Source organism: Salmonella sp. 32070601201500089SM (assembly GCF_017573605.1).
Lineage (GTDB): Bacteria > Pseudomonadota > Gammaproteobacteria > Enterobacterales > Enterobacteriaceae > Salmonella > Salmonella enterica.
In genome coordinates this window covers 107444-121361 of record NZ_JAGETK010000012.1, presented here as the reverse complement: position 1 = coordinate 121361, position 13918 = coordinate 107444, and the positions used below count along the sequence as shown (strand labels likewise).

The following is a 13918-nucleotide window of genomic DNA, read 5'->3' as shown; positions in this document are numbered from 1 at the left end:
ACGTTGAGTGAAGGTGTGCGGTGATCCACAAAAAATGAATAAAGCGAGAGAACGCACGGCAGGATAGCCTTGTTTCGCGGCATCATAATTGCTGATGTGATAATCGTGAGAGGATACGATGCGCAAAGATGCCCTGCTTGCTTTCCTGATGAACCAAACGGATTTTTTTGATCCGGAAAATGTCAGTGAGGTGTTTACCGCGCGCTATCTGGCGCAGCGTTTTAATATGCAGCGCAATACCGCCAGCCATTATCTGAACCAACTGGTGGCGCAGGGCGTGCTCTGCAAAATCAATACCCGTCCCGTCTATTTCCTGCATAAGCAGGCATTTAGCCAACAGTTTTTTACCCTTTCGCGTAATGAATACGCCAGCGTCGCGGAGCTGTTAGCGCACGGGGAACAGGAGTGCGCGCCGGACGATCACTTTTCCCTGTTGATTGGCCATAACGAAAGCCTGAAGCGCCCGATTGAGCAACTGAAAACCGCGCTGTTTTATCCCGACGGCGGACTGCCGCTACTGATGACCGGCGAAAGCGGCACCGGGAAAAGTTATCTGGCGCAGCTCATGCACGAATATGCCATCGCCCAGGCGCTTCTGTCGCCGGATGCGCCATTTATCAGTTTTAATTGCGCCCAGTATGCGAGCAATCCCGAACTGCTGGCGGCGAATCTTTTTGGCTATGTGAAGGGCGCGTTTACCGGCGCGCAGAGCGACAGACCGGGCGCGTTCGAGGCGGCTGACGGCGGCATGTTATTTCTGGATGAAGTCCACCGGCTGAGCGCCGAAGGGCAGGAGAAGCTCTTTACCTGGCTCGATCGTGGTGAAATTTATCGGGTAGGCGACACCGCGCAGGGGCATCCGGTTTCGGTACGTCTGGTATTTGCGACGACCGAAGAGATACACAGTACCTTTCTGACGACATTTTTGCGACGCATCCCGATTCAGGTCAACCTGCCGGATCTCCAGCACCGTAGCCGCCAGGAAAAAGAGGCGCTGATCTTACTGTTTTTCTGGACGGAGGCGAAAAAACTTTCGGCCACGCTTATCCTCAAACCGCGTTTGTTGCAGATCCTCAATCAATATGTTTATCGCGGCAACGTCGGCGAGCTGAAAAATGTGGTGAAGTATGCGGTGGCGACGGCATGGGCGAAAAAGCCTGGGCAGGAAACCGTTACCGTGTCGCTGCACGATCTGCCGGATGCCATGCTGTCGGCATTGCCGTCACTGAATGAACCGCTGGCGGACGACACGCCGGTGAGCATCTCGCCCGACACGAACCTTACCTGGCTGCTGCGCGCCCGCGACGAGATGCAGGGCATGATCCATGATACGCAGTGTCATGTGCTGGCGCTGTACGAGCTGGTACGTAGCGGGAAAGAGGGGTGGGAGACGGTACAAAAAAGAATGGGCGATGAAATTGAGACCCTCTTCGATCGCCTGATTTTTACCGGCGACGATAATGTGCACTCACAGCGGTTGCTGTTAATTACAAGCCAGGTGCGGGAAGAGTTTTATCGTCTGGAGAAGCGCTTCAATATGCAGCTTAACGGCAACTGTATTTACGCGCTTAGCCACTATTTAATCCATCGTACCGCACTGGCGCCTTCTCGTCTCAACAGCGAGCAGATCCGCCAACTGGACGCCTTCCTCGCCCAGAAATATCCGCTGCTGTACAGCTTCTGTTTACAAATTCTGGAGACGCTGGGCCAGAAGCTGGATCTGGAGCCGAGACGCATTGATATGCTGCTGCTGGCGCTTTGGCTGCATAAACAGGGGGCTAACAACCAAAAATAGGTGACGCATGCGGTGATTCTGGCGCATGGCTATGCCACCGCCAGCAGTATCGCCAACGTCGCCAACCGGTTACTGAAAAATACGATTTTTGAATCGTTCGATATGCCGCTGGACGTCACGCCGGAGGCGATAGCGCAGCAGGTGATGCGCTATCTGGAAGAGCATCCGCTCGCCTCCGGCCTGATGATTCTGGTGGATATGGGATCGCTCAAGGCCATTCATCGTCATTTTGATCGCGCGCTTTCCACGCCGGTGACGATTATCAACAACGTCTCGACCAGCATGGCCCTGTATGTAGGGGAGCGTATTTTACAGGGGCATTTTATTGAAGAGATCGCCCGCGATATCGCCCGGGATGTGCCGGTCGAGTATCAGCTCTACTGGCCGAAAAGCAACAAACCGCGCGCCATATTGACCACCTGCGCGACCGGTATCGGGGTGGCGACGAATCTTTGCGCATTACTGAGCGCCAGTATTCCGCAGGCGCTGGAGATTGACGTCGTCGCCTGCGATTATGCGATGCTGGCGAGCAATAAAACCCAGGAGCCGGTATTTATGCGCTACGACGTACTGGCGATAGTTGGCACGCTGGACCCGCACATCGCCAGCGTGCCGTGGATTTCGCTCGACTCGCTGATCTCCGGCGAGGGGAACCACTACCTGATGCGGCTGTTTGGTTCGCTGACCACGCCGGAGCAGGTGGCGGAGATCAACAACCTGCTGCTGAAAAACTTCTCGCTCCGACGAGTGAGCGAATCCGTCACCATCCTCGACACCAGCAAAGTCATCAACCACGTTGAGCAGTTTCTGCTGCGCTATGAGCATCTGGCGGGCGTTACCGTCTCGAATGAAAGAAAGGTGGCGCTCTATGTGCATATTAGTTGCCTGATTGAGCGTCTGATCCGCCATGCGGGCATTACTGCTTATAGTGGACAACAGTGTCCGGAACAGGAACTGAATCGGCTACGGGAAGCGTTTAGTGTCATTGAGAGTAACTACAGTGTCAAAATCCCCACCGCCGAGCTTGGCTATATCCATAATATCCTGACCTTCGAAACAGAACTTATCGAGCAAGATCAACAGTTTTAACGATTTCCCTCTGTTAACCCGCATCTTTTTTCGGCGCGCCACTTTTTCTGGCACGCCGCTTGCTCTCTTTTATCACAGTGGAATGTGTTTTAGAGGTCAGGATGAAGAGACATTATATTTTCGCCAGCCACGGCACGCTGGCCAGCGGAGTTTTAAACTCCGTGGAGCTGATTTTAGGCAAACGGTCAAATGTCTGGACGCTGTGCGCTTACGTTGAAGAGAGCGTGGATTTAAGCCAGCAGGTAGATACGCTAATTGCCCAGATCCCGCCGGAAGATGAAATTATTGCGCTGACCGATATTTTTGCCGGCAGCGTGAATAATGAATTTGTCCGTTATTTATCACGGGAAAATTTTCATCTGCTGGCAGGGATTAACCTGCCGCTGGTTATCGATCTCTTTATGTCGGAAAACGATGGCAATACCACGCATACCATAATGACGGCGTTAGCGGATTCAAAAGAAAATATTCAGTACTGCAATCAAACTATCACCAGCGCCATGCAAAGCGATAAAGATTTTTAAGGGGAGGAAGCGTCATGATTGTTTTCTTACGGGTGGATCATCGTTTATTACATGGGCAGGTCGCCTTTTCCTGGACGCAGTACGTTGGCGCAGACTGTATTTTAATTGCCAACGACAGCGTACCTAATGATGACCTGCGTAAAACCACCATTAAAATGGCGAAGCCGCCCGCGGTGAAGCTGGTTATTAAAAATATTGCCGATTCAATTGAAGCGATAAAAAGCGGCGTTACCGATAAATATAAACTTTTTATTGTTGTTGAATCCGTGGCGGATGCGTACCGGCTGGCGCGCGAATTACCCGACATTAAAAGCATTAATTTAGGCGGCACGAAGGTACGTGAAGGGAGCCAGAATATTGCTAAAGCCATCAATCTGTTAGCGGATGAAATGACTCAACTTCGGGAGCTGGCGGCTGGCGGAGTAGAGATAGAAATTCGGCTGGTGCCTAACGATCGTAAACAACTTTTTGCCTGAGCGGATACCCTCCTGAGGACATATTATGGTAGAGGCGCTTTTACTTGGACTGGTGGCGTTTATCGCCCAGTCTGAATATGCATTAGGGACGTCGCTGATTTCCAGACCTATCGTGACCGGACTTTTAACCGGACTGGTGCTGGGCGACATGGAAACCGGAATTGTGATGGGCGCGACGCTGGAGTTGGCGTTTATCGGTTCCTTTTCGGTGGGCGCGTCGCTGCCGCCGGATGTGGTCACTGGCGGTATTTTAGGTGTGGCCTTTGCGATTAATTCCGGCGCTGGGGCGGAAACCGCGCTGTTATTAGGTTTGCCTATCGCGACACTGGCGTTAATTGTGAAAAATATCTATAACGGAATGTTTATTCCGTTGCTCTGTCATAAAGCCGATGCTTACGCTGAGATGGGGGATACCCGGGGCATTGAGCGTATGCATTTAATCTCCGGCATTGGGCTGTCGCTGACGCTGGGGATTATCGTCACGGTCTCTTATTTAGCGGGCGTGAATATGGTTAAAGGTTTTCTGGATGCCATTCCAGAATTTATTAAACATGGATTAAGCGTTGCCACCGGTATTATTCCCGCGCTGGGTTTTGCCATGCTGGCGCGCTTATTAATTAATAAAAAGGTCGCCCCCTATTTTTTCCTCGGTTTTGTTTTAATGGCGTATTTAAAAATTCCGGTGACGGGTATTGCGATTCTCGGCGCGATCGTCGCCGTCGTGATGGTCAATATGCCGAAATTTGCGGCCTCGCAACCGGCACCTGCGCAAGGAGCGTCTCATGACGATGAAGATGATTTCTGATAAAGACCGCCAGCAGGCGGAAACCACTGGTCTGGTCACCGCGCGTGATTTACGCCGCGTCTTCTGGCGGTCATTCCAGATGGAGTTTTCCTGGAACTATGAACGACAAATGAACCTGGCGTTCGTCTATACGCTCATTCCGGTATTAAAGAAACTGTATAGCCGAAAAGAAGATCTTGCCGAAGCGCTCAAACGCCATCTGGCTTTCTTTAATACCACGCCGCACATTGTGACGTTGATCCTCGGTATTACCGTGGCGATGGAGGAGAAAAATAGCCAGCAGAAAGAGATGGACGCCAGTTCTATCGATAACGTCAAAGCGTCGTTAATGGGGCCGCTGGCGGGTATTGGCGACTCTTTTTTCTGGGGAACATTGCGTCTTATCGCCACTGGCATCGGTACCAGTCTGGCGCTGAAAGGCAATATTCTGGGGCCGATTTTATTTCTGCTGGTGTTTAACGTACCGCATATTCTGGCCCGCTGGTTCTTTACCCGCTGGGGCTATGTGCTGGGAACCGGCGTACTGCAACGTATTCAGCAAAGCGGAATGATGGAAAGCCTAACCTATGGCGCCTCGATTATCGGTCTGATGGTGGTTGGCGCGATGACGGCCTCCATGATTGATATCACCATTCCCATTACGTTTGGTACGGGAGAAGCGAAAACCCATGTTCAGGACATTATTAACGACATCATGCCTTGTCTGCTGCCGTTAATTAGCTTCGCCATTGTGTACTGGCTGTTAGGGAAAAAAGTGAAACCGTTAACCATCATTGGCGGTATTGCGCTGGTGGGAATTTTCGGTTCCTGGATAGGGTTATTTTAAGAGGGATACACAATGTCACCAACCATGCTGACCTATATTAACGAAGAGTCTGACGTCCTGGCGAATATTATTCGCCGCCATCGCCAGTCGCTGGAAGAAGTATCGCGGTTCGCCAGCCAAAAAACGTTACGGCGAATCCTGATATTAGCCACCGGATCGTCGTTGAATGCCGCCTTTTGCGCCCGTTATTTCTTTGAGCGCTGCGGTATCTCTATTGATATTAAAGAGCCGTACACCTTTAGCCAGTATGAGAATAGCGATCCGCAAGCCGATATGGTTATTGCTATTTCCCAGAGCGGGAAAAGCGCTTCTACCCTGGAGGCGATGCGTAAAGTTCAGGCGCAGGGACGTCCGGTATTCGCTCTGACCGCCGATCCGCAAAGCCCTCTTGGCAAGGCCAGTGATTTTCCACTGGATATTCTGACCGGGATTGAGTCCGTCGGCTTTGTTACCCGTGGATTTAGCGCGACGGTACTGAATCTGTTGCTTATCGCGTTGTTAATTGCCCGTCAGCAGCAGCGACTGACGGAATCGCAGGTCGAGGAGTATGTGGCGCAGCTTCAACGCATCGCGGCAACCCTGCCGTTGGTTATCGTGCGTACGGAAGCGTTTATTCACCAGCACCAGGCCGTTTTACGAAACGGGACGCGTTTTGTGGCGACAGGCTACGGCGCGCTGGTTGGGGTGGCAAAAGAGTTGGAAACTAAATTTACCGAGACGGTACGTGTTCCATCAAGCGGGTTTGAGCTGGAAGCCTATATGCACGGCCCGTATCTGGAAGCCAATGCGGAACACGTGATGTTCTTCTTTGAGGACCGGCCCGACGCGCGCTCCAGGGCGCTACGGGAGTATATGACGCCTGCGGTCGCCAAAACCTTTACTCTCACGCTGGCGAAGGCGGCGCAGGATGGCCAGACGCTTGCGCTGGATGTAGCGGTTGATCACCATTTCTCGCCATTGCTGTTGATTGTGCCGGTACAACTCATGGCGTTTCATATCGCCTCACTGAAAGGCATCGACCTTTCGGTACGCATTTTTGACGATTTCGATCGCGTTTTAAAAAGTAAAATCTGAACAATCAGGAGAAAAATATGTTGGGTTTTAATCAGGACGAGTACCTGACGAGTGCTCGTGAGATCATCGCTGCGCGCCAGAAGGCAGAACAGGTTGCTGACGAGATTTATCAGGCCGGGTTCAGTTCTTTATTTTTCGCCTCTGTTGGCGGTTCACTGGCGCCAATGATGGCAATTAATGAATTTGCCAAAGAATTAACAACGTTGCCGGTTTATGTTGAGCAGGCGGCAGAATTAATTCATAAAGGAAATAAGCGGCTGAATAAAGACTCTGTGGTTATTACGCTGTCTAAATCCGGCGATACCAAAGAATCGGTGGCGATCGCCGAGTGGTGTAAAGCGCAGGGAATACGCGTAGTCGCTATTACCAAAAATGCGGACTCTCCGCTGGCGCAGGCGGCGACATGGCATATTCCGATGCGTCACAAAAATGGCGTGGAATATGAATATATGCTGCTGTACTGGCTGTTTTTCCGCGTGCTGTCGCGCAATAACGAATTCGCCAGTTACGATCGCTTCGCCAGCCAACTGGAAATTCTGCCAGCGAATCTGTTGAAAGCGAAACACAAATTTGATCCGCAGGCCGATGCTATCGCCAGCCGTTATCATAACAGCGATTATATGATGTGGGTCGGCGGCGCGGAGATGTGGGGCGAGGTCTATCTGTTCTCCATGTGTATCCTGGAAGAGATGCAGTGGAAGCGCACGCGCCCCGTCAGCTCTGCGGAATTTTTCCACGGCGCTCTGGAGCTGCTGGAAAAAGAGGTGCCGTTATTTCTGGTCAAAGGCGAGGGTAAATGCCGCGAGCTGGACGAGCGTGTGGAACGCTTCGCCAGTAAGATTACCGATAACCTGGTGGTGATTGATCCGAAAGCGTATGCGCTGGACGGCATTGATGATGAGTTCCGCTGGATCATGGCGCCGTGTGTTGTTTCTACATTGTTAGTTGATCGGCTGGCGGCGCACTTTGAGAAGTATACCGGCCACAGTCTGGATATTCGTCGTTACTACCGTCAGTTCGATTATTAACAGAAAGGGGCGTGTAATATATACAGTGCCTGATGGCGCTTCGCTTATCAGGCCTGTGCGCCAGTTTATTGATAAAGATGATGTGTAGGCCGGGTAAGGCGCAGCCGCCACCCGGCATATATGACATTCTCTTTTAACTTTCAACATTCACCACTTTGATCTCCACCATGCCAATCCCCAATTTGCGCGGCGAATGGCCCAAAATATTACCTTCGTTGGTGGAGACGGGAGCGGGCGGCGCAATGACTAGGGTATTCGCATCCGTCGGGTTGTTGAAATGCAGCGTGATAGTGGACACATCGTGACCCAGCACCAGCGTCTGTTCTTCGTTGCCGACGCGTACCGGGATCGGGCGCTCTGCGTTATCGCCGAAGGCTTTGGCGGTGATCACCAGATCAAACTTTTTCGGCAGCGGCGCTTTATATTCGATTTTAACCTCATCGCCCAACTGCGCATTTGACCAGCGCCCCCAGGACTCCGGCCGGGAAATGCCGCTAAACTGCTTCACCTCCTCCGGCGCGCCCGCGACATTAAAGATAAAGCTATCGGCTTTATAACGAATATCGTTATCGACAATCTTTAAGGTATCGACGTTGCCTTTGTAGCGCTCCATATCGATCATCGTGTCTTTAAACGCCGTCTTACCCTGCCACTGCGCTTTATCGACATGCTGTACGGTTTGCTGCCCGCCAAGCTGCCCCTGCGAGACGCACCAGTCGGTGGAGAGCGCCAGCGCCGGCGCCCATAGCTGCGCCATTTTGTAGCAGCGATCGATCCAAACGAAATTATCGCGCGGGGCGAAGTCGGCCAACTGGAACCGCAGCGGAGCGGAGTATTCACTTTCCGGTAACGGCTCGACGCGCTTATCCGATACGCGCAGTAGTAACGGCAGGCGGAAGTGGCTCCCGGAAAACGCGATCATGTTTTTGTCCCGATCGACGGTAAAATCTTTTATCTCTTTCGGGAAATTCCACAGGCGAATGATATCCGGCTTCATCGCCAGCACTTTCTCTTTTACATTCAGGAACACTTCCGACAGCGACTGCCCGGAAAGGCTGCTACGTCCCAGACCGATAAAATTATCGCCGCCGAGAATATCCAGCACCGTTGCGCCGTTGTCCATCGTGTTGCGTTTGACCGCCAGCGTCTCCTGCTGTGGTTTATCGCCGCGCAGAATGAAAAACAGATTGTTGCGATCTTGCTTATTCAGGTATTTCCAGGCCGTATTGTTCATCGCCAGATGGTCGGAAGAGACGACGATAACGGTATCTTTAAACCACGGTGACGCTTTGATTTTGTTGATAAACTCGGCGATGTTTTCCTGGCTGCAACTTACGGCGCTAAAGGACTGGTTGGGCTTGCCGTCGTAATCGTAGCGTTTGCGGTTGCAGGTGCGTGAGATAAACCCGTCCGGGTGGTGAGTATCTACGGTCAGCGTAAACAGCGAAAACCGCTGGCCTGAGCGGGAAAGCGCTTCAAATTTCTTCCATGCCTCATCGAGCACCGTATCGTCGTAGAAGCCCCAGTCGTTACGATAAGACGGGTCCGCCACCACCGTTTTTAGCTCTTCAGCGCCGTACAGATGATCAAATCCGTGTGATTTCAGGAACACGTCTTTCCCGGCAAAACGCAGGTTAGCGCCCTGCACGAAATAGTTCTGGTAGCCGGAGTTTTTCAGAATATCGCCGAGGCAGATATTCTGCGGGAAGAAGCTGGAAACCGACGCTGAGGCATTGCCCTCAAACGGCGCAAACAGCGGAATACCACACTGGGAAGCCACCATCCCGGCGATGGTGTAATCCGTTCCCGGCAGTTGCATGGTATGGCTGAAATCCAGCCCCTCATTTTTCAGCGCGCCCAACTCTGGCGTGAGATTGGGGAACGCGTCATTATCAAAATAGGTCCGTTCCAGGCTCTCGCCGTAGATATAGACCAGATTGAGCTTCGGATTAGGAATGGTTTTTGCTGGTTCTTTATAATAAACGGCAAAATCCGGATCGCCATCGCGCATTTGTGATTTTACCAGTTCGGTAATCTGGCGAAACGCCGGGCTGGCGTCGACCGAACCCAACGCCAGCAGTAACGCCAGCAGGCTGTAACCGACATGATGAGGATGGTGACGGCGGCGGCGTAGTACCCATCCCAGCGCGCCGAATACCGCCACTAATGCCAGGGCAATGCCGATTCCCGGCAGAATATATTTGCCGACTCCCGCTCCCGTCAGACTATTCGTGAGCGTATAAAGCACTGCGTCGTTGATCCCGTCGCCGGTAAAATAGTCGCTGGCATACAGGGTAATATTCAGAATGACAAAAAGTCCCAGCACCGTGAGAGTGGCGGCAAACCACCAGGTGTTACGGCCCGCCTTCCAGGCATATATCAGCACAGAGGCGAGAAACAGAGCGACAGAGAGCAACTCGGACAACTGACGATCCTCAATAAACCAAGCTTATCGCTGGCAGGAAAAAATTTCTAACAATGTAATAGCGATGTCACATTGCTGCAATTCTAATAACTTTACACGGCGCTGTTATTTAGAATGAGTTTAGAAAGTTGGTTTTTTGATCGGCATCACTTCCTGCCATAGCGGTTAATAACAGGAAAAGACGAAGAGAAAAATCGGGTTAATGCCGTGTTGGCGGGTAAAGGGCCAAAACACGGCTTTTATCAGGGCGTCCCGGCGTGGCGCACGGTCAGAAAAACGCAGTCAGGAGAGGAAATTCAGCCCTTGCTGCAACACCAGATCGCAAGCTTTGGTTTTCACCTTTTCCGCCAGCGGCGTACTGCCGATATTATTGAGGTTCAACTGCTGGCCGTCCTTCGTCTTGAGCAACCCTTGCAGGCCGTTCAGGTAGTTAGTGTCCTGCTCCTGCTGTGTGGTATCCAACCCCAACTTGTTCAGAATCTGATTTTTAACGTTTTCCACGTTGGTAGCGGACGCCAGTTTCTGTTTGGCGCAGTACTGCAAAATACCGGCGGCATTATTCATATTATCGGCGCTGAGCGACTGGGCACCTCTGCTGAGCAGACCGGTTAGCGCAGAAAGCGACATCCCGCCCTGTTGTGCGTTCGCGCCCTGAGCGCTTAACTGACTGGCGGCAATACCGCTGGTGGAAATCAGTACGCTGGCGATCGCCGCGCAGCACAGAACATGTTTCGCTGTATTCATGGTAATCACCTGTGTTATGCCAGTCAGGCGTCGTATCGCCCTGGCGCACGTTGCAATTTAATACTCTTTACCCGTCACCCGGCTGCGGTAACTGTCCCAGGTAAAATTAACCCATAAACTGTTGCCGAGACGCATACGGTCCATGACGCGTTCGCCAAGCATTTTCGTCATCTCTTCCATATTGCTGTTCGTCAACATGCCGGTGGGGCGTTTTGACGAGGAACGACGATCGACAATTTGATTGATGATCACTTTTTCATAGCGAGATTCGGTCTGCACGCCGATCTCGTCGATCACCAACAGATCAACGTTACTCAGATCGTTAAGCAACTGCTCTTCGCTGGTTTCCCGATTGCTGAACGTGTCTTTCATCGCTGACATAATATCCGCTACGGTGATAATCAGTACCGACTTTCCGCGCAGCAGCAGCTCGTTACAAATAGCCGCGGCGAGATGGTTTTTACCGGTTCCCGGCTTGCCGGAAAAGACAAAGCTGGCGATATTGCCGTCAAACTCATCAACGTACTGTCGGGCTTTGCTTAACGCGTTCATTTGTCCGTCGCACTCAACCCGATAGTTATCAAACGAGCAGTTCTGATGCAGCGGTCGAATGCCGGAACGGTTAAAGGTGCGCTGCATTTTCATCGCCCGGTTTTCCCGCGCCAGCGCTGCCGCCCGGAGCTCGCCCTGCTCTTTCTGCCAGGCCAGCAGTTCTTCGCCCGTTTTAAACGCCGGCGTAATATGCGCAGGCATCATTTTTTGTAGACGCTGCATCAGGTCGCCAACATTTTTCATCGTTACCCCCTAAAACCTGGTGGAATATGATTGTCAGGTTCGCTGACGCTATTGATGTCGCGCTGCGGCATTCCGCCATTGCTGGAACGGCTGATTTGCACGCTGCGCGCCAGCTTTTGCTGCCACTGGATATGGTGAAAAACCTTACCTTCCGCCTGCCAGTAGGCGATAAACGCCGCCAGCTCTTCTGCGGTGACCGGCTCCCGAAGCGCCACGCCCCAAAGGGCAGCCTGACGCTGAAAATCCGCATCCGGTTGCCAGGCGGGATACATGGCGAATTTTCCGCAGGGAATCGCAACGGGGGCGGCTTCGGGTTCTTCGTAAAATTGCGCGTCTAACGCCACATCGCTTCCCGGACGTGATAACTTTTCTTCAAGCGCCAGCAGTTCAGCCATGCGTGCAGGCGTCACGGCATAAAAGGCAGGCGCATTATTAGCGAATACCGCCACTGCGCCGCCCGTTGACTTCGCCAGCACAGCATGATGATCGTGTAAAAGGACGTCAATACCGATGACGTCCGACGTTAAAATTCTGGAAGACATAATGTTTCTCAATATGGAACAACAACCGAGAAGGGCGACTGTTTTTATAGTACCACACAGACCTGTAAGAACAGCAGGAGGCGTTCCACCAATCACACGCGGGGGCGTTTGCGGTACAGCCATAATCCCGGTACAGAGAGGCCAATTGAGAGTGCGCCAACAATGGAAGAGGCTTTCAGAAAATTGGTCAGCAGCGTGATCATCATCGGTTCGCTATAGCCCAGATGGCTAATTTTTACTGCGGAAATCATCGCGGTATAGGCGGAAATCCCCGGAAACATCGGAATCACGGCCGCGACGGTAAACACTTTAGGGTGAGCGAGATACCAGCGTGACCACTGAATACCAATACTGCCGACCAGCAGCGAAGCCATAAACGTCGACCATTCGATATTAAAGCCAGCGCTCATCATCAGCATACGCGAGCCATGACCCAGCGCCCCCAGTAGCGCGCACCACGGAAGCGCCCGGTGGGGAACATTAAAGACCATCGCAAACCCGACGGCGGGGATCGCAGACAAGATCATGTCCTGCATTAGCGCCAGTAAAAAGTCGATTATACCCATCCTCGTAGCCCCCATACTGTCATTGACATCACTACGCCCACACAGGTGGCCAGTGTCAACAGGCTGGCGATAGCCCAGCGCGCCAGCCCGGTATTAATATGTCCTTTAAACATATCTGCGACGGAATTAATCAGCGGAAAGCCCGGCACCAGTAGCAGTACGCTCGCCGCCATGGCGATAGTGGGCGTCTGGCTAAAGGCGGGAAGGGTGAGCATCAGCCCGGAAATCGTGGTAGCGACAAAGGCGGTAATGCAAAAATTGATCTGCGGATGTAAATGCCGCTGCGCCAGCATCTGGCGAATATACATGGCTATCATACTGGCGAAAAAGGTGATAACCGCGCCATCCCAGCCGCCATTATTCAGCTTACAAAAGCAGGAGCAGGAAAGACCGACCATAAACGCCACCAGCCAGCGCGGATAACGCAGCGGGCGGAGCTGGCTAAAGCGTTTTTCCACGCCTTTGTAATCCAGCAGACGATGTTCCGCGAGGATAACGATATGCTGAACCTCCGTGACGACGTGCATATTAATGCCGCGATCCTGGTTTTTACGTGTCGATGTCAGACATTGTCCGTCTTTAATGGTCGTCAGGACAATGGCGTTAGAGGAGATCGCGCTTTCGACGCTATCCATACCGAGCGCCAAACCGAGGCGGGTGGAAAGCTCATCAACCAGTGCGCTTTCCGCCCCGTGCTGCAATAAAAACAGCCCGCATTGAATACATAACCGTGTTACTGCTCGTTGAATTGATTGCTCTTCTTGCATGACTCGTCCTGTCCAAAAAGACATTCTATGCGCCGCCACTATGACAGAGGCTTCCTTTTTAACACGAAGCGCAGGCATGATGGCGTTGGTTAAGATCAATTTCTTGTTGATAAAAACGTCAGCCGCCAGACGCAACGCATAAGCTTCTTGAGACGTGCGCTTCGTCACAGGCAGGATATCCTTATGGGCGACGGTTCTCGTATGTCCGTTTCCAGAATAGAGGCATTATGCCAGCCTGGCCGCTCATTTTTGAATCAATGATGTGGTGAATTTTATCAACGATATGCATTAATGGTTTAACCACAATGGCGTGAGCAGCGGGCGTAAAATTAGGCATGACTTAGTGTAATTCGCAGATATTACATGGGTTTTATGGATTGTAGACAGTATTGTTGGGCTTTTGTTTTAGGACTTAGCAATATGAATAAAGAGCGAACTCATATTTTAAATTTATTAATATGA

Annotated in this window: 12 protein-coding genes and 1 pseudogene; 7 read left to right on the top strand and 6 right to left on the bottom strand. The window is 51.9% G+C overall.

The features are described from left to right. Positions 1 to 118: 118 nt before the first annotated feature. The 7 genes and pseudogenes from J4728_RS18215 to J4728_RS18185 all read left to right on the top strand — a co-directional run bounded on the left by J4728_RS18215 (position 119) and on the right by J4728_RS18185 (position 7617). Positions 119 to 2884 (top strand): annotated as a pseudogene (locus tag J4728_RS18215) (sigma 54-interacting transcriptional regulator). A 101-nt stretch (positions 2885 to 2985) separates the two neighbouring features. After that, on the top strand, positions 2986 to 3408 hold the full coding sequence (locus J4728_RS18210) for a PTS sugar transporter subunit IIA (RefSeq protein WP_023205824.1): 423 nt from the start codon (positions 2986 to 2988) through the stop codon (positions 3406 to 3408). A 14-nt stretch (positions 3409 to 3422) separates the two neighbouring features. Continuing rightward, positions 3423 to 3884, top strand: coding sequence for a PTS sugar transporter subunit IIB (locus J4728_RS18205; protein WP_000634729.1), 462 nt, complete (start codon positions 3423 to 3425; stop codon positions 3882 to 3884). 25 nt (positions 3885 to 3909) lie between these two features. Then, a complete protein-coding gene (locus J4728_RS18200) occupies positions 3910 to 4689 on the top strand; it encodes a PTS mannose/fructose/sorbose/N-acetylgalactosamine transporter subunit IIC (protein ID WP_000228863.1) in 780 nt (259 codons plus the stop codon). Then, positions 4667 to 5515: a PTS system mannose/fructose/sorbose family transporter subunit IID gene (locus tag J4728_RS18195; RefSeq protein ID WP_000178065.1), complete on the top strand. Its 849-nt coding sequence runs from the start codon at positions 4667 to 4669 to the stop codon at positions 5513 to 5515. The genes J4728_RS18200 and J4728_RS18195 overlap by 23 nt, the downstream gene beginning before the upstream one ends. A gap of 12 nt (positions 5516 to 5527) precedes the next feature. Further along, the gene (locus J4728_RS18190) at positions 5528 to 6589 is read left to right on the top strand and encodes an SIS domain-containing protein (RefSeq protein WP_208212183.1); all 1062 of its coding nucleotides are present in this window, start codon (positions 5528 to 5530) and stop codon (positions 6587 to 6589) included. Positions 6590 to 6606: 17 nt separating this feature from the next. Further along, positions 6607 to 7617 carry an SIS domain-containing protein gene (locus J4728_RS18185; protein ID WP_208212182.1) on the top strand — a complete coding sequence of 337 codons (1011 nt, stop codon included), beginning with the start codon at positions 6607 to 6609 and terminating at the stop codon, positions 7615 to 7617. A 133-nt stretch (positions 7618 to 7750) separates the two neighbouring features. On the opposite strand, the gene opgB is transcribed toward J4728_RS18185, so the two are convergent. The 6 genes from opgB to J4728_RS18155 all read right to left on the bottom strand — a co-directional run bounded on the left by opgB (position 7751) and on the right by J4728_RS18155 (position 13456). Beyond that, positions 7751 to 10042, bottom strand: a complete 2292-nt coding sequence (gene opgB, locus J4728_RS18180; RefSeq protein ID WP_208212180.1) for a phosphatidylglycerol--membrane-oligosaccharide glycerophosphotransferase — start codon at positions 10040 to 10042, stop codon at positions 7751 to 7753. A gap of 282 nt (positions 10043 to 10324) precedes the next feature. After that, a complete protein-coding gene (locus tag J4728_RS18175) occupies positions 10325 to 10786 on the bottom strand; it encodes a DUF2501 domain-containing protein (protein WP_001090314.1) in 462 nt (153 codons plus the stop codon). 57 nt (positions 10787 to 10843) lie between these two features. Beyond that, entirely contained in the window at positions 10844 to 11581 is a 738-nt protein-coding gene (gene dnaC, locus J4728_RS18170) for a DNA replication protein DnaC (protein WP_000799929.1), read from the bottom strand. A 2-nt stretch (positions 11582 to 11583) separates the two neighbouring features. Next, on the bottom strand, positions 11584 to 12123 hold the full coding sequence (gene dnaT, locus J4728_RS18165) for a primosomal protein DnaT (RefSeq protein WP_000098578.1): 540 nt from the start codon (positions 12121 to 12123) through the stop codon (positions 11584 to 11586). Between the two features lie 92 nt (positions 12124 to 12215). Beyond that, on the bottom strand, positions 12216 to 12689 hold the full coding sequence (locus J4728_RS18160) for a threonine/serine exporter (protein ID WP_000511329.1): 474 nt from the start codon (positions 12687 to 12689) through the stop codon (positions 12216 to 12218). Continuing rightward, positions 12680 to 13456, bottom strand: coding sequence for a threonine/serine exporter ThrE family protein (locus J4728_RS18155; RefSeq protein WP_001674846.1), 777 nt, complete (start codon positions 13454 to 13456; stop codon positions 12680 to 12682). The genes J4728_RS18160 and J4728_RS18155 overlap by 10 nt, the downstream gene beginning before the upstream one ends. Between the last annotated feature and the right edge of the window lie 462 nt (positions 13457 to 13918).

Excerpts from the sequence above, each read along its gene's own strand:
- J4728_RS18210 (WP_023205824.1), top strand. The coding sequence starts at position 2,986 with ATGAAGAGACATTATATTTTCGCCAGCCACGGCACGCTGGCCAGCGGA.
- J4728_RS18205 (WP_000634729.1), top strand. The coding sequence starts at position 3,423 with ATGATTGTTTTCTTACGGGTGGATCATCGTTTATTACATGGGCAGGTC.
- J4728_RS18200 (WP_000228863.1), top strand. The coding sequence starts at position 3,910 with ATGGTAGAGGCGCTTTTACTTGGACTGGTGGCGTTTATCGCCCAGTCT.
- J4728_RS18195 (WP_000178065.1), top strand. The coding sequence starts at position 4,667 with ATGACGATGAAGATGATTTCTGATAAAGACCGCCAGCAGGCGGAAACC.
- J4728_RS18190 (WP_208212183.1), top strand. The coding sequence starts at position 5,528 with ATGTCACCAACCATGCTGACCTATATTAACGAAGAGTCTGACGTCCTG.
- J4728_RS18185 (WP_208212182.1), top strand. The coding sequence starts at position 6,607 with ATGTTGGGTTTTAATCAGGACGAGTACCTGACGAGTGCTCGTGAGATC.
- J4728_RS18175 (WP_001090314.1), bottom strand. The coding sequence starts at position 10,786 with ATGAATACAGCGAAACATGTTCTGTGCTGCGCGGCGATCGCCAGCGTA.
- dnaC (WP_000799929.1), bottom strand. The coding sequence starts at position 11,581 with ATGAAAAATGTTGGCGACCTGATGCAGCGTCTACAAAAAATGATGCCT.
- dnaT (WP_000098578.1), bottom strand. The coding sequence starts at position 12,123 with ATGTCTTCCAGAATTTTAACGTCGGACGTCATCGGTATTGACGTCCTT.
- J4728_RS18160 (WP_000511329.1), bottom strand. The coding sequence starts at position 12,689 with ATGGGTATAATCGACTTTTTACTGGCGCTAATGCAGGACATGATCTTG.
- J4728_RS18155 (WP_001674846.1), bottom strand. The coding sequence starts at position 13,456 with ATGCAAGAAGAGCAATCAATTCAACGAGCAGTAACACGGTTATGTATT.